The organism is Stenotrophomonas sp. AGC87 (assembly GCF_057333975.1).
Window position 1 is genome coordinate 106,712 of record NZ_JBHFHW010000042.1, and the last position, 23,737, is coordinate 130,448.

At 58.5% G+C, this 23,737-nt stretch carries 21 protein-coding genes and 1 tRNA gene; 6 read left to right on the forward strand and 16 right to left on the reverse strand.

All coding sequences use genetic code 11. From position 1 onward, the window contains the following. Position 1: 1 nt before the first annotated feature. The 7 genes from ACE026_RS17645 to amaB are packed head-to-tail and all read right to left on the reverse strand — an operon-like array spanning position 2 to position 6,463. Entirely contained in the window at positions 2-889 is an 888-nt protein-coding gene (locus tag ACE026_RS17645) for a DMT family transporter (protein ID WP_313212681.1), read from the reverse strand. Positions 890-921: 32 nt separating this feature from the next. Then, on the reverse strand, positions 922-1,971 hold the full coding sequence (gene murB / locus ACE026_RS17650) for a UDP-N-acetylmuramate dehydrogenase (protein WP_486040106.1): 1,050 nt from the start codon (positions 1,969-1,971) through the stop codon (positions 922-924). Further along, positions 1,968-3,023, reverse strand: coding sequence for a quinone-dependent dihydroorotate dehydrogenase (locus ACE026_RS17655; protein WP_486040108.1), 1,056 nt, complete (start codon positions 3,021-3,023; stop codon positions 1,968-1,970). Before ACE026_RS17655 ends, murB begins: the two co-directional genes overlap by 4 nt. A gap of 9 nt (positions 3,024-3,032) precedes the next feature. Continuing rightward, a complete protein-coding gene (locus ACE026_RS17660; RefSeq protein WP_486040109.1) occupies positions 3,033-3,803 on the reverse strand; it encodes a class I SAM-dependent methyltransferase in 771 nt (256 codons plus the stop codon). A 7-nt stretch (positions 3,804-3,810) separates the two neighbouring features. Beyond that, positions 3,811-4,095, reverse strand: a complete 285-nt coding sequence (locus ACE026_RS17665) for a DUF4190 domain-containing protein (RefSeq protein WP_121036624.1) — start codon at positions 4,093-4,095, stop codon at positions 3,811-3,813. 50 nt (positions 4,096-4,145) lie between these two features. Then, on the reverse strand, positions 4,146-4,931 hold the full coding sequence (locus ACE026_RS17670) for an SDR family NAD(P)-dependent oxidoreductase (RefSeq protein WP_486040111.1): 786 nt from the start codon (positions 4,929-4,931) through the stop codon (positions 4,146-4,148). After that, positions 4,931-6,463, reverse strand: coding sequence for an L-piperidine-6-carboxylate dehydrogenase (amaB, locus tag ACE026_RS17675; protein ID WP_486040112.1), 1,533 nt, complete (start codon positions 6,461-6,463; stop codon positions 4,931-4,933). Before amaB ends, ACE026_RS17670 begins: the two co-directional genes overlap by 1 nt. Positions 6,464-6,786: 323 nt before the next feature. Here amaB and ACE026_RS17680 point away from each other — a divergent pair, with 323 nt between their 5' ends. From ACE026_RS17680 to ACE026_RS17700, 5 genes are all read left to right on the forward strand, one after another. Further along, positions 6,787-8,259, forward strand: coding sequence for an undecaprenyl-phosphate glucose phosphotransferase (locus tag ACE026_RS17680; protein WP_486040114.1), 1,473 nt, complete (start codon positions 6,787-6,789; stop codon positions 8,257-8,259). 206 nt (positions 8,260-8,465) lie between these two features. Further along, the gene (locus tag ACE026_RS17685) at positions 8,466-8,900 is read left to right on the forward strand and encodes a low molecular weight protein-tyrosine-phosphatase (RefSeq protein WP_486040116.1); all 435 of its coding nucleotides are present in this window, start codon (positions 8,466-8,468) and stop codon (positions 8,898-8,900) included. A gap of 50 nt (positions 8,901-8,950) precedes the next feature. Beyond that, a complete protein-coding gene (locus tag ACE026_RS17690; RefSeq protein ID WP_486040118.1) occupies positions 8,951-11,161 on the forward strand; it encodes a polysaccharide biosynthesis tyrosine autokinase in 2,211 nt (736 codons plus the stop codon). Positions 11,162-11,380: 219 nt separating this feature from the next. Beyond that, positions 11,381-12,661, forward strand: a complete 1,281-nt coding sequence (locus ACE026_RS17695; RefSeq protein WP_486040119.1) for a hypothetical protein — start codon at positions 11,381-11,383, stop codon at positions 12,659-12,661. Positions 12,662-12,947: 286 nt separating this feature from the next. Further along, on the forward strand, positions 12,948-13,916 hold the full coding sequence (locus ACE026_RS17700) for a hypothetical protein (RefSeq protein WP_486040120.1): 969 nt from the start codon (positions 12,948-12,950) through the stop codon (positions 13,914-13,916). Between the two features lie 323 nt (positions 13,917-14,239). Here the strand turns inward: ACE026_RS17700 and ACE026_RS17705 are convergent, their stop codons facing one another. From ACE026_RS17705 to ACE026_RS17745, 9 genes are all read right to left on the reverse strand, one after another. Beyond that, positions 14,240-15,157, reverse strand: coding sequence for an ATP-grasp fold amidoligase family protein (locus ACE026_RS17705; protein WP_486040122.1), 918 nt, complete (start codon positions 15,155-15,157; stop codon positions 14,240-14,242). A gap of 111 nt (positions 15,158-15,268) precedes the next feature. Beyond that, positions 15,269-16,390: a DUF1972 domain-containing protein gene (locus ACE026_RS17710; RefSeq protein WP_486040124.1), complete on the reverse strand. Its 1,122-nt coding sequence runs from the start codon at positions 16,388-16,390 to the stop codon at positions 15,269-15,271. Next, a complete protein-coding gene (locus ACE026_RS17715; protein WP_486040125.1) occupies positions 16,387-17,472 on the reverse strand; it encodes a glycosyltransferase in 1,086 nt (361 codons plus the stop codon). Before ACE026_RS17715 ends, ACE026_RS17710 begins: the two co-directional genes overlap by 4 nt. 52 nt (positions 17,473-17,524) lie before the next feature. Further along, positions 17,525-19,708: a YjbH domain-containing protein gene (locus ACE026_RS17720; RefSeq protein WP_486040127.1), complete on the reverse strand. Its 2,184-nt coding sequence runs from the start codon at positions 19,706-19,708 to the stop codon at positions 17,525-17,527. Continuing rightward, positions 19,705-20,484 (reverse strand): capsule biosynthesis GfcC family protein, encoded by a 780-nt coding sequence (locus ACE026_RS17725; protein WP_486040128.1) that lies wholly within the window; start codon positions 20,482-20,484, stop codon positions 19,705-19,707. The genes ACE026_RS17720 and ACE026_RS17725 overlap by 4 nt, the downstream gene beginning before the upstream one ends. Next, a complete protein-coding gene (locus ACE026_RS17730; protein ID WP_486040130.1) occupies positions 20,481-21,119 on the reverse strand; it encodes a YjbF family lipoprotein in 639 nt (212 codons plus the stop codon). Before ACE026_RS17730 ends, ACE026_RS17725 begins: the two co-directional genes overlap by 4 nt. Positions 21,120-21,183: 64 nt before the next feature. Then, the gene (locus ACE026_RS17735; protein ID WP_486040131.1) at positions 21,184-22,290 is read right to left on the reverse strand and encodes a polysaccharide biosynthesis/export family protein; all 1,107 of its coding nucleotides are present in this window, start codon (positions 22,288-22,290) and stop codon (positions 21,184-21,186) included. A gap of 91 nt (positions 22,291-22,381) precedes the next feature. After that, positions 22,382-22,720, reverse strand: a complete 339-nt coding sequence (locus ACE026_RS17740; protein WP_486040133.1) for a hypothetical protein — start codon at positions 22,718-22,720, stop codon at positions 22,382-22,384. Between the two features lie 117 nt (positions 22,721-22,837). Further along, a complete protein-coding gene (locus tag ACE026_RS17745) occupies positions 22,838-23,440 on the reverse strand; it encodes a phosphatase PAP2 family protein (protein ID WP_486040134.1) in 603 nt (200 codons plus the stop codon). Between the two features lie 124 nt (positions 23,441-23,564). On the opposite strand from ACE026_RS17745, the gene ACE026_RS17750 reads away from it, so the two are divergent. Further along, a tRNA-Arg gene (locus ACE026_RS17750) sits at positions 23,565-23,641 on the forward strand. The last annotated feature ends 96 nt before the right edge of the window (positions 23,642-23,737 follow it).

Here is a 23,737-nt window from a genome sequence, read left to right on the forward strand (position 1 = left end):
TCTATTCCCCCGGCTTGGCGGCCGCTGTGACTGCCTGTGATTTCGCCCGCCGTGCCAGCACCGCTTCGCGGTGGGCGATGTAGGCATTGGCGCCGAGGATGATGCCGGCGCCGATCACGGTCCAGCGGTCCAGCGCCTCATTGAACAGCAGCCAGCCCAGCAGGCTCACCAGCGGCAGCTGCATGAAGCTGATCGGGGTCAGTGCGGAGACCTCGCCCAGGCGCAGGGCGCGCGTCCACAGCAGCTGGCCCAGCGTGCCGAGCACACCGGTCGCGACCAGCCAGACCCACGCCAGGCCGGTCGGCCAGACCCACACGAACAGCGCCGGCACCAGCGACAGCGGCACCCAGAACACATAGGTGTAGAACACCACGGTATCGGCGCTGTCCACGCGGGTGAGCTGCTTGATCTGGATCGCCACCAGCGAGCTCAGCACCGCGGCGCCCACCGCCACCAAGGTGCCGGGGGTAAAGCTGGTCGAGCCCGGGCGCACGATGATCAGCACGCCGATGAAGCCGATGATCACCGCCGCCCAGCGGCGCATGCGCACCGTTTCGCCCAGCCACAGCACGGCAGCGATGGTCACGAACAGCGGTGTGGAGTAGGAGAGCGAGATCGCCTGGGAGATCGGCAGGTGCCCGATCGCCCAGAACGCGCACAGCATCGAGGCCAGCCCGATCGCACTGCGCAGGAAGTAGCGCGGCAGCTGCTGCGTCTTCAGCGGTGCGCTGCCGGGACGGATCAGCATCGGCAGCAGCGCCAGCAGGCCGAAGGCATTGCGGAAGAACGCCACTTCCTGGGTCGGCACGTAGCGGGTGGCGTAGCGGATCGCAATCGCCATCAGGCCGAAGGCCAAGGTACTGCCGAGCATCAGCAGGGCGGCCCGCAACGGCGTGGCCACCGGTAACGCGGGGGCGGGGTTCACCACTGTGCGCCGATCAGCCTGGGCTCCGGTTCAATCGGCACGCCGAACTTCTCCAGGACCGAGGCGGAGATCCGGCGCGCCAGCGCGAGCAGTTCTTCGCCGGTGGCCTGGCCGTGGTTGACCAGCACCAGTGCATGGCTCGGGGCCACGCCGGCATCGCCATCGCGGTAGCCCTTCCAGCCGCAGCTTTCGATCATCCAGGCGGCAGAGATCTTGCGGCGGCTGTCGTCGTCGGCCGGGAACACCGGCAGCTCGGGGAAGTGCTGCAGCAGCACCTCCACCTGTTCCAGCGGCAGGATCGGATTCTTGAAGAAGCTGCCCGCATTGCCGAGCACGTCCGGATCGGGCAGCTTACGGCGGCGGATGTTGATCACGGCGTTGGCCACATCGGCGGCCACGGGCAGCTCCACCCCCATCGCCTCCATTTCCTCGGCGATCCCGGCATAGCCCAGGCGCAGGCCATGCAGCAGCGGCAGCCGCAGTTCGATCGCGGTGATCAGGTAACGGTCCGGGTCGTGCTTGAAGATGCTGTCGCGGTAGGCGAACTGGCAGCCTTCGGTATCGAAGCGCACCCAGTCGTTTTCGTGCCGGTCCCAGGCATCCACGGCCTGGATGAACTCGCCGACCTGCGCGCCATAGGCACCGATGTTCTGGATCGGTGAGGCGCCGGCGGTGCCCGGGATCAAAGCCAGGTTTTCCAGCCCGGACAGCCCGTTCTGCAGCGACCACATCACCAGACCATGCCAGTTCACGCCGGCACCGGCGCGCACGATGGTGTGGTCGGCGCGGTGCTCCAGAATCTCGATACCGCGGTTGGCGAACACCAGCACGGTGCCTTCCACGTTGTCGGCGATCAGCACATTGCTGCCGCTGCCCAGCACCAGCAGCGGCTGCTCGGCGACGCGCGGGAGGGCAAGTACCTCCGGCAGCACGGAAGGATCGAACACCTCCAGCAGCTGCGCGGCGGTGGCGTCGACATGGAACGTGTTGAGCGCCTTCAGCGAGGCGTTTTCAGTGATGGCCCAGGCAGTCATGGCGTCGTTCACAGCGGTGCCACCGCGCCGCGGCTGGGCGCCTCTCTGCGGCGACGGATCGCCTCCACGCAGTCATGCACCAGTTCGGGGCCACGGAAGATCAGGCCGCTGTAGCACTGCACCAGTGCGGCGCCGGCCGCCATCTTGGCCACCGCATCCGCACCGGATTGAATACCGCCCACGCCAATGAGCGGCATCGACTCGGGCAGGCGCGCGCGCAGGCGGCGCAGCACCAGGGTGGACTGGCCCAGCAGCGGCGCACCGGACAGGCCGCCGGCCTCGTTCGCACGCGGGTCACCGGCCACGGCACTGCGGTCGATGGTGGTATTGGTGGCGATCACGCCGTCCACCTTGAGCTCACCGAGCACGCGCGCGGCGGCGTCGATATCGCGGTCGCTCAGATCCGGGGCGACCTTGACCAGCATCGGTACGCGCTTGCCGTGCTTGGCGGCCAGGCTTTCCTGGCTCTCGCGCAGCTGCGAAATCAGCTGGCGCAGCGCGGTCTCTTCCTGCAGCTCGCGCAGGCCGGCGGTGTTCGGCGAGGAGATGTTGACGGTGATGTAGTCGGCCAGCGGATACACCTTCTGCAGGCAGTGCTGGTAATCGTCGAACGCCTGCTCGTTGGGGGTGTCCTTGTTCTTGCCGATGTTGATGCCGAGCAGCCCGGTGCGGCGCTTGGCGCGTTCGACATTGCGCACCAGCGCATCCACGCCCAGGTTGTTGAAGCCCATGCGGTTGATGATGGCCTGATGGTCCGGCAGCCGGAACAGGCGCGGCTTCGGGTTGCCCGCCTGCGGGCGCGGGGTGATCGTGCCGATCTCCACGAAGCCGAAGCCCAGAGCCAGCAGCGCATCGATGTGCTCGCCGTTCTTGTCCAGGCCGGCGGCCAGGCCCACCGGATTCGGGAAACTCAATCCGAACGCGTTGGTCGGCAACGGGTCGATGCGGCGGCCCATCAGCGGCGTGGTGCCGGTGCGATAGGCCAGGTCCAGCGCACTCAGGCCAAGGCCGTGGGCGCGTTCTGCATCAAGGGCGAACAGGAAGGGGCGGGCAAACGAGTACATGGCGTTCAATCAGTCCAGCGTGCCGACAAAGGCACGGGTTTGGTATTCAAAAGCGATCTGGCCGTCCACCGCATGGGCGTCGAACAGCTGTTGCAGTGCCTCCAGCATCGGCGCGTGGCGCGGGTGACCGGCCTGCGGGGCATACGAGGAGGAGAGCAGGCGGCCACGCAGGCCATCCAGGTCCATGCGCTGCACGTTGGGCAGACGGGCCATGCCACGCAGGCCTTCGCCGAACCACGCGCGCATGGTGTCATCGTCCTGGTAGCGCTCGGCCACTTCCACATAGTCGGTGCCGAACTCCTGCAGCAGCTGCTCATAGCCGATCAGGAACGGCGAGGCATCGAGCAGGCGCGAGTTCCAGAACACCAGCGCCATGCCTTCGGGCTGCAGGATGCGCGCCCATTCGCGGCGCACCGCAGCGGTATCGAACCAGTGGAAGGCCTGCGCGGCGGCGACCAGGCCCACGCTGTTGTCGGCCAGGCCGGTGGCTTCGGCGGTGCCGTCGGCGACCTTCAGGCGCAGATAGTCCGGCGCCAGCAGCTGCTCGGCCGCCTCGCGCATCGCCGCGTTCGGCTCCACCGCGATGACGGGGTGGCCAGCGGCCAGGAACAGCCGGGTGGAAATGCCGGTGCCGGCGCCGATATCGGCGACCAGGGTTTCGGTGGGTACACCGATGTCCTGGTGCAGCCAATCCAGCAATGCCGGGGGATAGTCGGGACGGTAGCGGACGTAGTCGGCCACCCGACTGCTGAAGCGTTCGGTCGAATCCGAGCGGCTCATGTGCACCTCACGATTGGGTAGCGGCAAACCAGGCCAGTCCGCCGAAGAACAACAGCACCACCACCAGGGCAAGCAGGCTGCCGATCACGATGATCCAGCCCAGGATCAGGCCGGCCAGCGCCATGCCGTCGCCTTCCAGCTCCAGCGGGCGGCGACGGATCTCGGCGCGGGCCAGGTGGCCGGTGATGATCGCCGCGATGCTGCCGATGAAGGGCAGGGCGGTCCAGCCGAGGATGCCCATGATCAGGCTGACCACGGCCATGGCGCTGGTTTGTCGGGGCGGAAGGCTCATGCAGGTCCTGGTCGCGGTGGGGTGGTTCGATGATAGGGCCAGCGGCGGGTTTATCCCATCAGGACCTGGCCACCATCCACATTCAAGGTGTGCCCGGTGATCCAGCCCGCCAGCGGCGAGCACAGGAACAGCGCGGCGTTGGCGATGGCTGCCGGCTCGCCGAAGCGGCCGAACGGGATCTTCGCCAGGGTATTTCGATACAGCTCGGGGTCCTGTTCGCGGCGGCGTGCCCACAAGCCATCCTCGAACTCGATCGAGCCGGGGGCGATGGCATTGACGCGGATCCGCTGCGGCGCCAGGGCCAGCGCCTGCGAGGTGGTGTAGTGCATCAGCGCGGCCTTGGCGGCCGCATACGGCGCGCCACCCGGGCGCGGCTGCTGGGCAGCGATCGAGGCCAGATTGAGAATGCAGGCATCACTGGACTGTTGCAGCCAGGGCAGGGCCAGCCGCGAGGCCCGCACCGCGGCCATCAGGTCGACGTTCAAGCTGGCTTCCCAGCCCGCCTCATCGTCGGCCATGCCGTAGCCGGTCGCGTTGTTGACCAGGACATCAATGCCACCCAAGGCCTGAGCGGCATCGGCCAGCCAGCGGTCGATGTCGTCCAGCTGGGCGAGGTCGGCCGTGGCCGTGTGCACGGCCAAGCCGAGCGCCCCGGCATCCGCACGCAGCGCGGCCAGACCGGCCTCACCGCGTGCGCAGACCGAGACGCGGGCGCCTGCCGAAGCAAACGCCAGCGCCATCGCGCGCCCGATGCCCTTGCTGCCACCGGCAATCAGCACCCTGCGCCCGGTGAAATCGAGGCGCGGGCCGGCCGGCAGGTAGGGCGCGGGATCCATCACAGGTCGAACTTGATGCCCTGGGCCAGCGGCAGCGAATCGGAATAGTTGATGGTGTTGGTCTGGCGGCGCATGTAGACCTTCCAGGCATCCGAGCCGGACTCACGGCCACCGCCGGTATCCTTCTCGCCGCCGAACGCACCACCGATCTCCGCACCCGAGGTGCCGATGTTGATGTTGGCGATGCCACAGTCCGAACCCGCGGCCGAGAGGAAACGCTCGGCGGTCTTCAGATTGGTGGTGAAGATCGAGGACGACAGGCCCTGCGGCACGCCGTTCTGCATGTCGATCGCTTCGTCCAGCGTGCTGTACTTCATCACGTACAGGATCGGGGCGAAGGTCTCGTGCTGGACGACCTCGTCGCTGTTCTTCAGGCCGGTCACGATGGCCGGCAGCACGAAGTTGCCGGCGCGGTCGATGCGGGTGCCACCGGTCTGCACGGTGCCGCCGCTGGCCTTGGCCTTCTCGATCGAGGCCAGGAACTGCTGCACGGCGCCGTCGCTGTTGAGCGGGCCCATCAGGTTGGCCGGGTCGGTCGGATCGCCGATCTTGCCTTCCACCTGCTTGTACGCCTTGATCAGCGTGGCCAGCACGTCGTCATGGATGGATTCGTGCACGATCAACCGGCGCGTGGTGGTGCAGCGCTGGCCGGCGGTACCGACGGCGCCGAACACGATGCCCGGGATCGCCAGCTTCAGATCAGCGGTTTCATCCAGGATGATGGCGTTGTTGCCGCCCAGTTCCAGCAGGCAGCGGCCCAGGCGATGCGCAACCTTCTCGGCGACCTGGCGGCCGACCTGGGTCGAACCGGTGAAGCTGATCAACGGCACGCGCTTGTCGGCCACCATCTTCTGCGACAGCTCGGTGCCGGCATCGTTGATCAGGAAGAACAGGTCCGGGAACCCGCCCTCGCGCAGCGCTTCATTGCAGATGCGCATGGACGCGATCGCGGTCAGCGGCGTCTTGTTGGACGGCTTCCACAGGCAGATATCGCCGCAGATCGTGGCCAGGAACGAGTTCCATGCCCACACCGCGACCGGGAAGTTGAACGCACTGATGATGCCGACCAGGCCGAGCGGCTGGTACTGCTCATACATGCGGTGGCCGGGGCGCTCGGAATGCATCGTGTAGCCATAGAGCATGCGGCTCTGGCCCACGGCGAAATCGGCGATGTCGATCATCTCCTGAACTTCGCCATCGCCCTCGGGCTTGCTCTTGCCCATTTCCAGCGCGACCAGGGAGCCCAGGGCATCCTTGTTGGCGCGCAGGGCTTCGCCACACAGGCGCACGGCTTCGCCACGGCGCGGGGCCGGGGTGGTGCGCCAGACCTTGAAGGCTTCCTGGGCACGGGCGACGATGGTTTCGTAGTCGGCGTCGGTGGTCGCGTAGACCTTGGCGATGGCTTCGCCGGTGGTCGGGTTCACCGGGGTGATCACACCGGCATCGGTGGCCGAGGACCACTCGCCGTTGCCAAGGTAGGTGCCAGCGTTGGTCGCGTCGAGGCCGAGGGCCTTGAGCAGGTCAGAGGACATGCAAACTCCTGTTGCGTTGCGTTTGTAAGGCGCTGGCCGCTGGCAGGGTGGGGGGCGGCAAGCTGAACCCGGAATGGTAGCAGAGGCCACGATCGGGCCTGCCGGGACTTTGACGCGCAAGAGGCAAGGGCGACATGCACACCTATCTCATTGATTTGACTGATCGAGTGAACAGGTTCAGTTTGTTGCACGGTCATCTTTGTGAGATTTCTGTAAGATTGCCGGCGGTTTAGTGACCATACATTTGCTCAGAAGTCTTGTGGAACGACGGGGAGGTCGGTTGCGCAGGCGGGAACGGGAGACCGTTCCAGCGGGCATCCCTGATGGAGACGTTGCTTTTGCTACATGGATCCGTAGAACAGTTGCCCGCGCGGCGTGGACGCCAGCGTGTGACTGCCGAGGCGCGGGCTGCACTGGATGTGTGGTTGCGTGTGGGAGATCTGCTGCTGGTGCCAAGTGCCGCGGCGTTGACCCATATCGCCACCTACGGCTGGCTTCCACCCACGCAGCCGCAACGCGTGGTGTTCGGGGCTGTGCTGCTGTGCACGCTGGTCTGTTTCGGCTTGGCACCGGTTTACCGCGACTGGCGTAACCGCGGGCTATTGGCCGATCTGTGGACACTGCTCCTGGGCTGGACGGGTGTGTTCGCCCTGTTCTCCATGTACTCGGTGCTGATCGATATGGCCGATACGGTGCCAGCTTCATGGCTGGTCGGCTGGTACTCGTCGGGCCTGATTGCCATGAGTGCGACCCGTATCGGCATCCGCTTGCGCCTGCACCAATTGCGGGCGCGGGGGCTGGATCGTCAGCGTGTCCTTCTGGTCGGCCTGCGTGCGCCGGCTTTGAAAGTACATCGCCTGCTGCGCAGTCGCCCAGAGATCGGCAAAGAGGTGATCGGCTACTTCGCAGGTCCGGATGACATTGCGTTGCGCAGAGAGGGAGCCGATGCGCCGCGGCGTCTAGGTGATCTGGATGGGCTTGAGGCCTATCTCGACGCCCACCGTGGTCAGATCGAGCAGATCTGGGTATCGCTTCCGCTGGGTGGCCGTGCGCGGTTGAAAGACGTGCTCCGGTTGCTGGAGCGCTATCCCGTGCAGGTGCGACTCGTGCCGGATACCACTGGCTTGGGGGCGCTTAATCCAGGCGTGCATCAGGTCGGCAGCGTGCCGATGATCGGTGTGCGCCAGGGTGTGGTGGAGCCGCGGTTCCTCATCATCAAACGCGTCGAGGACTTTCTCGTCGCTGGCATTGCCGTCGTCCTGTTGTCGCCGCTGTTGGCCATCCTGGCCCTTGGGGTCAAGCTGAGCTCGCCCGGGCCGATACTGTTCCGGCAGCGGCGCCACGGGCTGGATGGCAAGGAATTCTGGATGCTCAAGTTCCGCTCGATGCGCGTGCATGCCGAGGCGCCGGACAAAGTGACGCAGGCTACTCGCAACGATCCGCGTGTGACCCGCTTTGGTGCCTTCCTGCGTCGCAGCAGCCTTGATGAACTGCCGCAGTTCTTCAATGTGCTGGGTGGAAGCATGTCGGTAGTTGGGCCGAGACCGCATGCGGTCCAGCACAACAATCAATACGAGCGGCTCATTGAGCGCTACATGCATCGTCACTACGTCAAGCCGGGCATCACCGGCTGGGCCCAGGTCCACGGGCTGCGTGGGGAGACGCCCCAGTTGCGCCAGATGAAAAAGCGCGTGCAGTACGACATCGACTACATCCGGCGGTGGAGTCCGTTGCTGGATGTGCGGATCATTGCGCTGACGGTCTTGAAGGTGTTGGGGCAGAGGACTGCGTATTAAGCTGCGCGCACCTCGCTCGAGTTGGAGTCTTGACGATGAGTGACATGCGTCTCATTTTGATGCTTGGTCGTTGTTTCTGAAAGACTTTTTTGGGGATCGCGAAAGCAATCGGTAAAGCCGATCGGTTATTCTGTCAGATTGGATGCGAGGCCCCGAAAATCATTCGGTAGAGCCCGCAACGTCGGATGCAACAGGGTTGACTCTTAGTGTTCAAGAATATTTTGTTCGTCTGTATCGGCAACATCTGTCGTAGTCCTTCCGCGGAAGTCATGATGCGCCACGCGCTGGCCGGCCGGGGTATCGAGGTCAGTTCGGCTGGCCTGGGCGCTCTGGTCAATCACGAAATCGATGCGACGGCACAGGAATTGCTTGTCGAGCGGGGGTTGGACGGTGGCGCACATCGTGCTCGCCAGGTCACACCGCAGCTCCTCTCCGCTGCCGATCTGGTCCTGGTCATGGAGAGGAAGCACCTGAAGCGCATCCACGAAACAACGCCTCATGCGTCAGGGAAAACCTTTCTTTTAGGAAAATGGCAGGACGACAAAGAAATACCTGATCCTTACCGGCAGCAGCGGCCAGCGTTTGAGCATGTGTATAAGCTGATGTCAGACGGCGTCGAAAGCTGGAAGCGCTACATCTAACGCAATCGGTCTTTTCTCTACTTCCTCTAATTCTTTAGTTTGTAACATCTATGATTACTGATTCAGCTGGTGCAGTTCAGGATGACGGCGATGAGATCGATCTTCGTCAATTGTTGGGGACTCTTATTGACCATAAATGGTGGATAGGTGGGTTCACAGTGGCCTGCCTGATATTGAGTGGTGCCTACAGTTTTCTCTCAACGCCAATCTACCAAGCGGACGCGATTGTTCAGGTGGAGGCGAAAATGCCGTCCATCCCCGGTCTGACCGACATCAGTCAATCTTTGGGGCTTGGAGCAGGATCCGGTGAGGCCAGCACGGAAATTGCGTTGATCCGCTCACGAGCGGTCATCGGCGCTGCGGTCGAAAAAATGAAGCTGGATGTGGAGATAGAGCCGAATTACTTTCCGCTCTTTGGTCACTATCTGGCGCGACGCTTCGATGCGACTGCCTCTGACGAATTGGCTAGCCCCCTGTTGGGAATGAGCCGGTTTGCTTGGGGTGGTGAGAAGCTCGATATCTTCCAGCTCGAAGTGCCTCGAGCACTGGTGGACAAGGATTTGACTCTGGTTGCGCTGAGTGGCGGTAGCTTTGAACTTCTCGATCCGGACGGCGATCGCCTTGCAAATGGGAAGGTTGGCGAGGCCGTCGGCAGTGGTTTAGTTCAAATCCAGGTGTCCCAACTCGTCGCAAATGACGGCACGCGCTTTAATTTGGTAAAGCGCAGGTCCTTGGCAGTGATCAATGACCTGCAGGGCGAAGTGAACATCAGTGAATTGGGCAAAGACTCTGGAATCCTCAAGCTTTCTTATCAGAATAGTATTCCATCAAGAGCTCAAGAGTTCCTTCAAAGTGTGGCTCAGGCGTACGTCAGGCAGAATGTGGAGCGTAACTCTGCGGAGGCCTCGGCACAGCTTCTGTTCGTACGAGAGCAGTTGCCCGGTATTAAGCTTCAAGTCGACGAAGCGCAGAAAGCACTCAGCGCATATCAGACCAGCGCCAACTCGGTTGACCTCACCTTGCAGACGAAAGGGTTGCTGGATCAGGGTGTTGCCGTCGAAACTAGCATTCAGCAATTGCGCCTCCAGCAAGCCGAAATGGATCGTCGCTTCACAAAAGATCACCCGGCCTACCAAGCACTTTTGAAGCAGATTGGAGATCTGGAGTCTAGGAAGAGTGGCTTCCAGGGCCAGGTTAAACAATTGCCGGCAGCTCAGCAGGAATTGCTGAGACTTACGCGTGATATGCAAGTTACCAATGAAATGTACACCGTCATGTTGAACCAGGCGCAACAGCTAGAAGTGGCGCGCGCAGGTACTGTGGGCAATGTAAGAATTGTAGACGCGTCGGAAGCAGATGAGACTACCCCGGTCCGTCCAAGAAAGGCCATGATTATTCTCATCAGCACTATTGCGGCATGCTTCCTCGGGATAGGTCTCGTTCTCTTGCGTCAGATGCTCAGCAGGGGTATCGAAGATCCGGCCGAGATTGAGGAGCTAGGCCTTCCGGTCTATGCGTCCATTCCTGTCAGTGCCGGTCAGCAATCGGACTCCGTCCGCGGTCGATTCCGTGGAGACGGGAAGATGCACCTGCTCGCGGTCAAAGAGCCCGCTGACTTGGCAGTTGAAGCAGTTCGCAGCCTGAGAACCAGCCTTCATTTTGCAAGGCTTGAAGCAAAGAATAATGTTGTGCTGATCTCAGGATCCAGTCCAAACGCGGGCAAGACTTTCGTCTCATCAAATCTTGCAGCCGTCATTGCGCAGGCAGGTCAGCGTGTGCTGGTCATTGACGCGGATATGCGAAAAGGAACGCTTCACAAGGCACTCGGCGTTGAGCAGACTCCCGGGCTCTCTGACTTCCTCGTTGGTCAGGCCTCTATTAAAGATGTAATTCGAGTAATGCCTGGCATCGAAAACCTTAGCTTCATCGCGCGTGGTGCTGTACCTCCGAACCCGTCCGAACTTTTAATGCACGAGACCTTTACCAAGTTGCTTAAAGCCTCATCTGATGATTTCGACATCGTTATCGTCGATACTCCGCCGATTCTTGCGGTCACTGATGCCGCGATCATCGCTCATCATGCAGGCACAAGCCTGCTGGTTGCCAGATTCGGCCTGAATCAGAAGAAGGAAATTGCCCTTGCGAAGCGAAGGTTCGAGCAGAATGGGGTGAAGTTGAGAGGGGCGATTTTCAACGCAGTAGAAAGGAAGTCTATGGGATACTACAGTTACGGATACTACGATTATCGTTCCGACAGCTAATTGCGAAGCCTCTGTAGGGCTCAATTTGAGCCCTTGCGCTGAACGCTTGTAGTCATTCAATTTGGATTTCTAGGACGCTGTCCATGCGCGGGCTCGGATTTATGGCGAGCCCGCAGGCGGGCGCGAGTGCCAGAGCTGTCGATTGACTGTATAACTCGGCTCGCGGAATCATCTATTTGACTATTCGGAATCCATGTGAAGGTCAGTGCAATCGCTGTAATGTACGCCATGTTCGTGGTGGCGAAACTATCATTTCTCTTTACCCAGAACCAAAATTCGGGGACGCCCGCCGACGAGGTCTTGGTTGCCCTTCTGTTGCCTTTAGCAGCTATCTGTCTCGGAAGATACTGGAAGAGCGTAAAGCTCGGATTGGCATGTTTTATCGCCTATGAGCTTCTCTCATTGATTGGTATATTAGTCTCGCCACATGGTGGTGTTAGTCAACCTATCGCCGGAGTTGTTGACTCGTTGCTGGACGCCAAAATCATTGTGATCTTTCTTGCTTTCTATTCGATTCTCAGGCGTGCGCGCGATCCAAAAATGGCTTTGCGTCAAGTCTCGTTTATTCTAATCGGCTTGGCGTTAATCAACGTACCCTTCTTGCTCCTTGACCTGTTCTCATCTGGTGTTGGATTCAGAGGGCAGCAGCTCGTTGCTCGAAGTGGATTCTGGCAGCCCAGCGGGCTCTACTTCGATCATGTTGAAAGCTCCTGGGTGGCACTACTGGCATTCTTTGGCTCAGCGTACTTGAGTCTCGAGCGGCAAAGCTTACGCTACATTGCCCTCACGGTACTGCTGTTCGCGATCGTTGTAATTCACTTCTCCATTAAAGAAACGCTCGTCTGCGCTGCGGCTGTTGTTACATATGCTCTGTTTAGCAAACGCCGTTCCCATGTCGTCATTACGTTCTCCGTTCTGCCGCTGTTCATGGCTGCGCTCTTCGCGCTGACACCCATCGGCAACATGGTTGGAGCTCAATTTGGGCGGTACACAAGTGCGGAAAGTTCAGACTATGCCCGGATTGCTCTGAGTACCACATCTGTGAAAATTGCTGTAGATCAGTTCCCATTCGGGTCTGGGAGCGGAACATTCGCAAGTGCTCCGTCGTACCGATTCGGATACAGTGACGTCTACCGGGCATATGGCATAGATGGGCTGAATGGAATTTCTGAGGACAACCCCAACTATGTCACTGATGTGTTTTGGCCGAAGCTTCTGGGTCAGGCTGGTATGTTTGGATTGCTCGCATATGCTCTATTTCTCTGGTCTGCTTATCTTCCGGCGCTAAAATCCCATCTTTCGCGCAGGGGTCCAGATGCCACTGTTGCTTTGTTTGTCTTTTCGGCTGGCCTCGTCATATCCCTGGCTTCAACGCCTTTCAATCATGAGACATTCATGATTCCCTTGGCGTTCTTTATGGCGTATGGAAAGGCCATGTACGATAGGCGCACTGCGCCTATACAACGTGCTGAGTTTGTTGATAGTGGGCAGCAGCCTTAGAATGAGTCCATTAATTAGTGCGGATACGCGTCGTGTTCTAGCTTTAATCGCCCAGCGAGCGTCGGGCCAGTTGGCAGTCTTCGTTAGCAGCTTGTATGTCGTAAAGCTGGTGCAACCCGAAACATACGCAACCTTAGGTCTCTATGCGTCACTGTGCTCGTTGCTTTCGATTGCTATGGCACTTCGGCTTGACAATCGCGCGCTTGTCTGTCGGACTGAAGAAGGGCGGGAGCGCTACATTGGCCTCGCGTACCTGTGTAGTACCGGATTATTTCTGGTCGGTACCATGATTGTCCTGGTAGCTTCGCTGGTAATCCAAGTTCCGCTTTGGTTGATGATGTTGCCTGCCGGCGTGTTTCTGAACTCTCTGGTTCTAGCCGTCATTCCGTCGCAACATTCCTCCTATTCGGACCTTTCTCGCGTAGGAAGGATGACGCAGATCGTTTCAGTCAGTACAGCGCTGCTCCAGATCGTCGGGGCAGCGCTTTCTCCCACTGCGGTTGCATTGGTCGGATCTCGCATCGTATCTGCCGGATTGGGTGCATCGACCATGTATGGATCTGTGCTGCGGGGCTACCGCTCCGCTCGGTCACTGTCTTGGAGGGTCGCGCGAAGAATGCTGCTTGCGTCTCGAAGGGAGATCTTCTTCGGGATGCCAGCCTCCGTGATTAGCGTCATCGAATTGCAAGCGGCTGTCTATGTATTCTCCCTCTACAAGCTCCACCACTCTGTGGGGCTCTATTGGCTCTCGTTCAATCTACTGTTTGTCCCATATCTTGTCGTCTCAAGCAGTCTGCGCCCAGTGATGTTGAAGGCAATCGCGAAAAGGCGCGGCAGGACTGATATGCCCAGTTTCATGGTCAAGCTACTTTGTGCCTTTAGCATCGGAGGGGCATTCGCGGTAGCGGCAATGGTTGCGGCCAGCTGGGTGGTTGTTGACATGTTGATTGGCGGCGAATGGAGTGGAGCTTCCAGCTTCTCGCTGTTGCTGGGCATCTCATTGCTTCCCATGATTGCGAAAACACCATTCGTCATTGGGTCGCCTGCGCTCGGGCTGCAGCGTTTGAATCTATTGTTCGGTGTTTTTCAGGTCGGATTGAGAGTGGCATCTTTATCTGCTTCATTAAGCTCTGGCATGGGTCCAATTCATGCGCTCGGAATAATGGTCGCACTAAGCTTTGCAGTTGATGCGGTATACATATGCCTAGCTCTTCGATCTACTCAATTAGAGACCACTAGCACCTCTCGCGTTTAGCGAGAGGTTGATGGCATGGACAGTACTCCGCTGCGAGGTGACTGCGGTCACGCTCCAGTGAAACTGCTTCCAGGCAAGGCTGTTGTTAGATCCTCTGCATTCAGCGGGTGCTTTGGATTCGCTGCGGGATCGGTTAAGCTGCTCTAGTCCCACTGTTCAGACTTCGCGCGGAAGAAGAGCGTGTTTATGCCAGTTGTAACTAGGGCTGGCACGGTGGGCATGCCGAATACCCAGTGAGTTACTCTGTGAGCGAGGGAGGGGGCAACGGAGTAGCTGAGTTCTAAATCAGAGTATTCGGCTCTATTGCCAAGCGTAGTACGCGGCTATCGTGGGGAAGGGGCGTTAAGCTCCCAGATTTCGCCGAGGTTCCGGTCCCATTCGGAGGGATAGAAGTGAGCCAGGCCACACTCTGGGGTGAAAGTGAGCTCGCCGAAGTAGAGTTTTCCTCGGAGCTCATAGAAGTCGACCCTTGCCATGCTGAACTGGGCGCCTAAGCGTCGCGCAAATCGGACCATCAGCTCGAGATTCTCAGGCGCAGCCGGGGGTGACGCGGGACGCTTGATCTTGTAATCGAATTTTGCAAATTCCCAAGATTCCGTCATCATGGCGCGACGATGGGTCGAGAATCTATCAATGTCGCACTGAATGAATATTGGCTTTTCCAGAGAGGAGCCAAATGTGTAAATTTTGTAATCACGAGGCGCGCTTCCTGAATCATCAAGAAATGCCTCGCAGATAATGAATGGTTTTATGAGGCCATAGTGCCATTCCCTAGTCTTCTCATAATAATTCTGTCGAAGATGTCTAGAAAGATGCCTAATTGCCGCCTTGCGATCAAACGTGCTTTTATCGTGACATATTATTGTGCTTGCAGAGTCGTGATTACATTTGAGCACGAACTTATCTGGGAGGGCCTCGAAGTCGATGTCTTTAGGTGAGTTGTAAACGCCCAGTAACTCAATCAGATACTCAGGTCCGATCGTTTGTTGAATGAAGTGCCTGACTGCCAGTTTGTCTGAGAGTTCAGCATAGACTGGATCTCTATCGTGAAGCATGCGCCAAACCACTTTCTCGTTGAAAGTTTGGGGGCGTTCCAAGTCAGGGGTAAAGCCGAATTTTTTCTTGAATGCTCGCCTGATAAAGAGCTCGTCTGAGAAGAGGCGGAACTCCAAGGCCGATTTCATTGCCCAGATTTCCTGAGCAAAGGGTATTCCTTTGATAATATGCTTAATTGATTTCATCTATGTGTATCCTTCGCTAGCCAGCTAGCCAGCTAGTCAGCTAGTCAGCTAGCCAGCTAGCCAGTTGTGCCATCGTTGCGCTATTACAGAATGCCGATATCCATAAATACACTAGCCATCTTGCGCATATTCGAGTAGTAGTGATTCATATCTCTGGAGGACGCTAGGCCAAGTGAGATCTGCTAGGAACCTCTTGCGGCCAGCCGCGCCCAAGTTCTCTCGCAGTTCTGAGGAATCAATGAGCTTGGTCATCTGTTCATCAAGAATCACTTCGTTCTCGAAGTAAAGCGCCGCATCTTGGGCGACCCAGGCATTAAACCTATTCGCATGGGCGACAATCGGGTTACCTGCGCCGAGTGCCTCCACCAACGATGGGTTTGTTCCACCTACTTGGTGCCCATGAATATACGCAAGGCAGTTCCTTCGAAGGCAGCTGACAACCCCTTGATCGTAGATTGCACCGAGAAAGATCACCGCGCCCCCCGCCGAATCGATTACGCGTTGGTGGTAATGGTGGCTAGCGTCGTAATTGCCAAGCACGACCAGCTTGCAGCCTCTCTCCCTCATCGAGAAAGCTTTGACGATTTCAAGTAGGGAGTTTTCGGGCTCTGGGCGAGCAATTACGGTCATGTACCCATTCTTCCAAAGTCCAAATTCCTTCAGAATTAAGGAGTCCGCCGTCTGGTCCACATATTTTTGATCGTCTGCGCCATAGGGAATCATTTCGATCCTTGTTGGATCGCCGCGGAACCCTGAGCTCAGGTGGCGTTTAATCTCTGGGTGGTCTGCGATTAGTTTGGTACCCAACCAGCAACCGGCACGCTCATTCAACCAGAACCAAGCTTTGGCCATCGGCCCCCATTTCGCACGCGACCACTCTATTCCATCCATATTAATGATGTTTGGAATCCCTTTGCCGCGTAGTACAGCCGTGAAAACGGCAGTATTGTAGCCTAGCGTTAGGCAGGCATGTTTTTGTCGCGCCGCGTGCATAGTGGACTTCCAGTCGAACAAGATCGTTCCCAATGCGCCTTGTTGGGTCACGGGAATGTGTACTCGCTGGATGCCGCGCCATTCGTCGTCCCAAGCAGGGCCCTTGCCGTCCTCCTGGCAGTAAACTATGACCTTCCATCCTCGTTCGCACAGGTATAGTGCCAACTTCTCGGCAAATGTCTCAAACCCGCCATGGGCAGCGGGGATTCCGCGAATACCCAGAATACGTAGCGTGTTCATTTAGTGGTCGCCTCCCATGATTCTGTGGGCGCCGTTCCGGTGGTGACATCCCAGTAGATGCGCTCAAGCTTTGCTGCCACCTCCGGTCGAGTCAGCCCCGTCTTGAGAAATGATTGCCGGATGCTCTCTTGAGCGAGTCGCGGTTCTATTGATTTGATCAATGCTGCAGCGAGAACATCAGTGTTTGCACTTTTTACGACGCTGGCGCCCGTCACGTCCGCGCACATCTGCGCCACGTTTCCTACGTCCCGGCTAACAACAGGAGTGCCGCATGCCAGTGCTTCCTTGACGGAATTGGGCGAGCCTTCGTAGTCTGAGGTCAGTAGGTGTGCAGATGAGGCGGAAAAAGTTAGTGGTACTTGGCTCCGCTCAATGCCCACCATCACTAGTTCCTGGATCTTCAAATCTGGCCGCATTGATTGAGCTAGAGCTATGGTGGAAGCGAAGAGGTCGTAGCGCTTTTGGTCTCTTAGCTTATTCTTCGAGCTGACAAAAAGAACGTAGTTGCTCTTGGCATCAAGTCCAAGCAACGACTTGGACTCATGCGGATCTGCGGGGCAGAAGAAATCCGTGTCTACACCATTCGGGAGATTGACGGCTTTCGTACAACCCTTAAGAGGGCCGGGTATGGGGCTCTTGAAGATCACCTTGGACGAGATGGCCACAGCGACGCTACAGAGTAGTCTGCGCCCTAATGCCGTTGGAAAATCCTTGACTTCTCGAGTCCAGTCATTCAGGAAGGAGAGTACTACCGGTTTGCGCCTCCAATATCCGGAGAGCGCAACCACCAAAGCGGAGTAAACGTGGTGGCAGTGAATGACGTCCACGTTTTTCGCAGCCTTCCTGACCCGTCCAACTGCGGACAAATAGGTGCTCTTCCCGTCTTCCCGGCCGTTGATGAAAAGGATAGACGACCTGATCCTGGCTTGATCCAATGATTCGATCTGCTCTTTAACGAAGACACCGTACTCCGGCACTGCTGGATATGGATATGCATTCGTAACGTGGAGAACGTGTATAGGCGCGCTGTCAGAGTCCGTCAGTGTCGCGGATGGGTAATGGTCTTCCTTGGGTTTACACATTTGGTTTTCCGTAAGCTGGTGAATCTGATGCTTGTCATGGAGCTATTCGAAATCAGTCTCGAATCTTGGAGAGATTGTCGTAGAAAAACTCTGAATCCCTTTCAGATGTCATCTGATATAGTCCGTTTGCGCGAGCCAGCCTCGCCCCGCCATCGCGGTAGAGAGGGTTCCACAAGAAGTTGGCTCTCGCTCGCGTGGATCTCGGCAACATAAAGTCGAAAGGCACTGAAACATAGATTCCCTTGTCAAAGCTCCCTTCTCCGAAGTCGGCAGCTGAGGCATCAGTTTTTGTTGCATATGCGCCCATGGTTACGCCGTTATCAAAGAGTCGCGACACTCCAAGGGTCGCACCCCAGTCACCGGCGAGGTAACGTCCGGCGCTGATCGCTGTCAATACGCGGTGGTCATCTCCCCAGGTGTAGTAGAAGCTCGCGTGGCCGGTGCTAACGCTGTAGTTTCGGAAGCTGAATCGTTGATCGAAATCGCGCTGTTTGACCCAGTTGAGTTCGGCGCCAATGGACCACCTCTCTCCGATAGGCCTGTACAGGATTTCCGCACCTGCGCCGCCGTACATGGACTCCAACAGGCCTGCGTAGGCCATGCCGTATAGATCGTTCCCGAGGCGTTGAGTTCCGGTGATCTGCAGGTTCGGAATGGTGAAGTCTGTCGTAGTTAGGTATTGGCGCAGGTCAGTCCGTACTCGCGGAAGCTTGCTCGGGGCATCGTATCGGAACTTGTCGTAATTGTTGTAAGCGTTATAGCTTGCTGTGCCTCCGACCCAGAGGTTTCGTTTGATATGGAAGCTGGCATCGTACGTGCCCGCAACTTGGTAAAGGATGAAGCCATCCGGGCCACCCACGGTCTGCCGGTATCCTAGGTTAAAGGCACCGTTCAAGCGTTTGATCGGCGCAGAATAGAGAAGTTCGCCCGTCGTTGGTATCGGGCGAGTGAACTCGGTATGTCTCGCAAGTGCTTCTATGTTGGATCCGTTGTCTATGTACTTCAACAACGCGCTACTGTGCACGCTTGCTGATGCAATCGGCACGCCCAATCGAGTATTCTCAACTGTCACCCACTGAATATCATCGGGCAGATCACGCGCAACGATGCGAGCGGCTCTACCCAATCCTTGCGCAGGATAGAGGAAGCGCCGTTGTTCACCGCGGATAATGACCTCATGATTTTTACTTGCAATCTCCGATACTCTAATCCCAGCGTTGGTTTCCAATGTGCTTGATAGCGCCGCCCAGTCAATATCTCTCAGCGCTCGTGCAGGTGCATCATTAGCGAAGGAATTGCCGATTGTGTGTGGATGAGCGAGTGCTTGATATGAAAGTGGTAGCTCAATGGGATCAGGATCAAAGCTCTTTCTGACAGGGGCGGCCTTAAGAAGATTTCCATGTAGCGTGATTGCGAACATAGCGGTATTACCGCGTTCCCATCCAAGATGCAGCTGTACATTGGAGTTCGCGGCATAAGAAATGCCGACATTCACTGGGCTCTTCTGAGATTGATTGTTCTTCTGGGGCTCGCTTTTATAATCGTTGCCGTCATACTCGATTTTGACCACTAAAGGTTCCCAAGGAGTCTGGTAACTCACTCCTCCGAACAAGCCAATAGGCCCCCTCAAACTAGCGTTCGAGTTAAGATTTCCAGCGTTGACCACGCTCTGGGACGGCGAAGGTCGTTGTTCAAACTTTTCATCTATAAGACGTAGGGGGTTGCTGAAGTCACCTCGATTTCCGATATAACCCGTCGCCAGTCCTAGGCTCGTGTCGAATGCCCCGAAGTTCTTGTTGGCGACTATATACTCGCTCGAGAACAGGCCAGTGCCGCCGATGTCGCGTGCGCCAACGGAAATCTCGGGTATCCAGCGTGACTCGTCGATAAGCCGGATCTTGAGATCGATAGACTTATCTTTGTAGTTCAAATTGCCACTGAAGTCCGGTGATCCATAGCGGCGATTGGCTACAGAAATGTATCGGAATGATCCTTCGAGCCAGGGTAGCGGCTGGAGGGAGATGGTGTACCTGCTGTAGGGGGAGGTATGGCTTGCAGTGAAGCTCAGTTCGCCTTCATCGGCCATACGAGCAGTCGGCGTTTGTAGTAGGCCTATCCCGCCCCAATCGCTTGTGGTTGGAGTTGGGGCACTCTGGGCATACAGGATGGAACTAACACTCAAGCTTAACAATGCGAGGCTGAGGCGGGCTGGCTGTGAACTTACAAAGCGTGTCACTTCGATGCTCCGGGTGCATCCAGCACCTGGGTAGCGAGGAAGCGCGCCACGTCCTCGTTGAAATCTGGATTTATGTCCCGCATTAATCTGGCGTTGAGCGGAACAAAAATGATGGCACCTGGAGCAACGGTTGATTCGGGGCTGCGGTTCCAAAGGGCGATGCCTAGCTTCTCGACGGCTCCATCAGGCTGAACAACGAACAGATCATCTTTGCTGGCAGCGCCCAATGCTGCGCAACGGCGCGCATAGGCGTTCGGCTCCTCGAGGGGAATATACGGTAGCGAGCAGGGCTCCTTAACCGCGCCAAGTACGTCCACTGTGTTGGGCCTCGTCGGGTAATATAGCGTGTCTCCATCGGCCACCAGCTGATTGCTGCTGAGATCAATCTCAAGCGAGCGCGGGTCTAGTGACTGGCGGACGCGCCCGGTTACTGGCATGGCCGAAAGTTCTTTCGCAATAGTTGTTGCAGCTGCAACTGCGCTTGGATCGGGATTAAAACGAGTTTCAAGCACGTCAAGATCGAAGAGCAGGCCCGTCTTGAGACGGGTCTGCGGGATGAGTTCGCTACGCCTGAGCAAGGCGGCGCCTAACACGTAGCTATGCTCGTCTGGCGCGCCTGCAAGCGCTGCATCAGATAGGCGGGTGCCGCTCACCACCGCAAGCGTGCCCGGAGTGCGGACACTGCCCATCACTTCGACGGTGATTAACGGCGCGGCGTAGGCAGAGGCAGAAACGGCAACGCCCCAGGCAAGGGCGGCCAATCGCAAGGTGGTCAACGGTTCAGATCCGGCGAATAAGGTTTGAGCTGAATTATTTCCAGGCTGGCGTCGGGCGCGATGGCCTGCACGCTCTTCCAGATGAAACCATTGGACGGGTCGACCCAGTAGTGATTATCGCGATTCCAGCCCTGTCCCTTCAGTCGCTCACGCACATGCAACAAAGCATGGGTTTTGCCCAAAATCTCGATGTCTTCCGTGCCGATACTCTCCAGTGTTCCACTAATGGTCATGCCAAAGCGATAGCCAGGCATGATGTCGTACTGGCGCTGGACGGTGGTCTGAGTCTGGATCCGGTGAAGGTCATGGAAGGGGTTATTACCTTCGATGCGCATGCTCCGTAGCTCCGGCACTCCGCCGTGCGTTGCTACGAGCAAGCCATCCTCAAGGAACACAATGCTTCTGTCGCTGCTATACCAAGCTTGGCGACGCCCGTCGATGTTGCCTAGGATTAGGACCGCGCCACCAAGGGAGCTGGTGACCTTGATCTGGGGATAGCGGTTCGCTGCAACATCGGCCGGTGCTGGCTGAACGTCAGGCTTGCCTCGCATGGCCATCTGTACAGTCTTAATACTGGTGCGTCCCACCACGCCGCAGCCTGATAGCAAGATCGCTACCGTGATGAGTGCGGCCAAGCCACGCAATACTTGGGTCCGTTGCTGCGCAACGAGAGCGGTCCTGCTCGTCATTGGCCTGCCGTCAGTTATCGAGATCGTTACGCGCGCTTGCGGCGTTGCTGATGATCGAGGTGAAGGGCAGCAGCTGATTCACGAAGCGACTCCAGCGAGTTACGCCGGCAGCGCCGACGAAGACTACGTCGCCGGGAAGGAGCTCAAACTGACTGGCGACGGCGAATGCAGCAGGCGACTTAGCTTCCAGTTGGAACACCGTAGAAGGTGCGCTCTGCAGGTCGCTGGAGCCACGGATCACGTACACCGCATTTCCGTTTGAGGTCGATTGCTGAAGACCGCGCGCCCGCCCCAGCGCTTGGCTGAGCGAAATATCGCTCGTCTTGAAGCTCATTGCGCCAGGCTGATTCACCTCGCCCACAACAAATATTTCCTTGCGATCCAAGTACGGAACGTAAAGGTGATCATTTGCCTTGAGGAACACGTTCGTGGCACCGCCGCCCTGTCGACCGAGGCGATCAAGGTCGATCGTGTAGGTCTGGCCGTCTCGCGTTAGGCGTACCCCCGACAAATCCGCTTGCGTTGGATCTAGCCCAGATTGACTGATAGCGTCTCCGAAGGTCAGCGGAGTCACGGTCAAGGGCACGGTGGCGGCTTGACGCGACGCGCCGGTGACCCATACGCGCTGGCTGGCGTAAGTGAGCATCGAGACGTCAACCTGCGGGGCCTCGATGTAGCGCGCCAACTTCGAGGTAATTTCATCACGAAGCTCGCCCGGCGTCCTCCCGGCGGCGGCAATCTTGCCGATATAGGGATAAAACAGCGTGCCATCGGACTGGACGAGTCGACCAGCGAGATTTCCTTGCTGCTGTGGCCCGGCAGGTACTGTCAACTCGGGATGGTCCCAGACAGTGATGTAGAGGATATCGCCAGCACCGATCTGATAAGGGCCTGGCTGATAGCTTGTGAGGGCGACTGGCAACGTTGGTACGTCGCGCGAGGCGCGGTCCATTGCGATAAGCTTGGGTGTGATCTGGATTAGCTCAATCTGGTCGTTGCCGACCGGCTGATCATCCCGGGCCATGGCGCCGGAGCGCAGGTGTTGTCCCGGTGCCCAGACACAGCCGGACAGGGTAAATGCGAACGCCAGAGTGGCGCCGAGACGCTTGCAGTCCATCGATAATTCTTCCCAGCCCTGTCGGGCAAAACAAAACCCCCGCCGGACCTGCGCCCGGCGAGGGCGTGATGACTTACTTCCCGCTATCGGATCAGTTGGTTCCGGTGGTTCCGGTGGTGCCGGTGGTGCCGGTGGTGCCGGTACCGCCGCCATTGTCTCCACCGCCACCGCTGCTATTTCCAGCATCGTCCTTACTGCTGTCTGAGCCAACAGCGTAAGCGACAGAAGCTACTGCGATGCCCGCGCCAATGGCCGCGACAGTAGTGATGGTGCCAGTGGCGGCACCCGTTGCAGCGCCGGTACCCGCGACTTCTGCGCTGGTAGCAGCGGTGGTGCCTTCAGCACCAGCAGCCTGCTCAACCTGGGCTTCCTGAGCCAGTGCCATCGGGGAGAGAGCCACGAGGGCAAGAGCAGCAAAGATCTTCTTCATAACGGGGTTTCCTACTCCGTGAGGTAAATTTTCGCCGTTATCTTCGCGTTGAAGGCTATTCAGTGTCAAGCCAGTTTCACCTTGGGAGGCGGGATTCGCGCGCCGAATATTTGACGGCTATCGCACAAAGTGATGTCGGTTGAAGACCTGTTCGCGGCCAGAGAGTTCTGTCGCTATGCGCATCACCAGGTCGTGCGTGCGAACGGTGGGCATCAGCAATGGTATTGCCGCGCCTATCGCCAGCGAGAATGCAAGGATGGGTAGCGGCGTGCGCCACTCCCGGCGGCCCGCCGACAGCGCGAAGGCCGTCGCTGCTGTGCCCAGCAGCCATCCGCTGACCACTTCGGATACCGAGTGGGCGTTGAGGGGCAGGCGCGAGTACGCAACCGCCGCGGCAAGGAGCGAGCCGAGCAGCGCCAAGAGCAGTGGGATTCTGAGCCTCCCATGCGTAGCGAGATACAGGGCGACCGGATACACCGCCGCCGTCATGGTCGCGTGGCCACTGAATCCAGTGAAATTCAGCCGGGCCCAGCCAATGCCCCAACCCAGGAACCCCAGCTTGGACGCCAGGGTCAGTCCGCCGGCAACAGCAAGGCCGGCCGCCCAGCGAATGCGAAGGGTGCGGCTCTCTGTGGGGCCGAAGAGGATCAGCACCAGGCTCAGTGGCAACAGCCAGCGGCTGTCACCGAGTTGGGAGAGGGTGACCCACAGAGGATGCATCCATGTCACTCGTCGCAGGGGACGGAGGAGCATAGGGCACTTGCCGCTGCCGGGGATGAGTGGCGAGCAACCGGCCGGACGTGGATGAGGCCCCTCGTTTGCCTGTATCCTTTACGCCCTCCGTGGCCCCGTAGCTCAGCTGGATAGAGCGTCCCCCTCCTAAGGGGAAGGTCGCCCGTTCGAATCGGGCCGGGGTCACCAAAAATCAACACGTTACGTCTACGAGGCTGACCGCTAGTTGCCATAGAACGGTCCTCTTCGGGCGCCATTTGGCACAATTGGCACACCGATTGTCCC

What these genes read in the sequence shown, in the direction of transcription:
- ACE026_RS17655 (WP_486040108.1), bottom strand. Translation starts at nt 3,023, where the DNA reads ATGTACTCGTTTGCCCGCCCCTTCCTGTTCGCCCTTGATGCAGAACGC.
- ACE026_RS17660 (WP_486040109.1), bottom strand. Translation starts at nt 3,803, where the DNA reads ATGAGCCGCTCGGATTCGACCGAACGCTTCAGCAGTCGGGTGGCCGAC.
- ACE026_RS17665 (WP_121036624.1), bottom strand. Translation starts at nt 4,095, where the DNA reads ATGAGCCTTCCGCCCCGACAAACCAGCGCCATGGCCGTGGTCAGCCTG.
- ACE026_RS17670 (WP_486040111.1), bottom strand. Translation starts at nt 4,931, where the DNA reads ATGGATCCCGCGCCCTACCTGCCGGCCGGCCCGCGCCTCGATTTCACC.
- amaB (WP_486040112.1), bottom strand. Translation starts at nt 6,463, where the DNA reads ATGTCCTCTGACCTGCTCAAGGCCCTCGGCCTCGACGCGACCAACGCT.
- ACE026_RS17680 (WP_486040114.1), top strand. Translation starts at nt 6,787, where the DNA reads ATGGAGACGTTGCTTTTGCTACATGGATCCGTAGAACAGTTGCCCGCG.
- ACE026_RS17690 (WP_486040118.1), top strand. Translation starts at nt 8,951, where the DNA reads ATGATTACTGATTCAGCTGGTGCAGTTCAGGATGACGGCGATGAGATC.
- ACE026_RS17695 (WP_486040119.1), top strand. Translation starts at nt 11,381, where the DNA reads ATGTACGCCATGTTCGTGGTGGCGAAACTATCATTTCTCTTTACCCAG.
- ACE026_RS17700 (WP_486040120.1), top strand. Translation starts at nt 12,948, where the DNA reads ATGATTGTCCTGGTAGCTTCGCTGGTAATCCAAGTTCCGCTTTGGTTG.
- ACE026_RS17705 (WP_486040122.1), bottom strand. Translation starts at nt 15,157, where the DNA reads ATGAAATCAATTAAGCATATTATCAAAGGAATACCCTTTGCTCAGGAA.
- ACE026_RS17710 (WP_486040124.1), bottom strand. Translation starts at nt 16,390, where the DNA reads ATGAACACGCTACGTATTCTGGGTATTCGCGGAATCCCCGCTGCCCAT.
- ACE026_RS17715 (WP_486040125.1), bottom strand. Translation starts at nt 17,472, where the DNA reads ATGTGTAAACCCAAGGAAGACCATTACCCATCCGCGACACTGACGGAC.
- ACE026_RS17735 (WP_486040131.1), bottom strand. Translation starts at nt 22,290, where the DNA reads ATGGACTGCAAGCGTCTCGGCGCCACTCTGGCGTTCGCATTTACCCTG.
- ACE026_RS17740 (WP_486040133.1), bottom strand. Translation starts at nt 22,720, where the DNA reads ATGAAGAAGATCTTTGCTGCTCTTGCCCTCGTGGCTCTCTCCCCGATG.
- ACE026_RS17745 (WP_486040134.1), bottom strand. Translation starts at nt 23,440, where the DNA reads ATGCATCCTCTGTGGGTCACCCTCTCCCAACTCGGTGACAGCCGCTGG.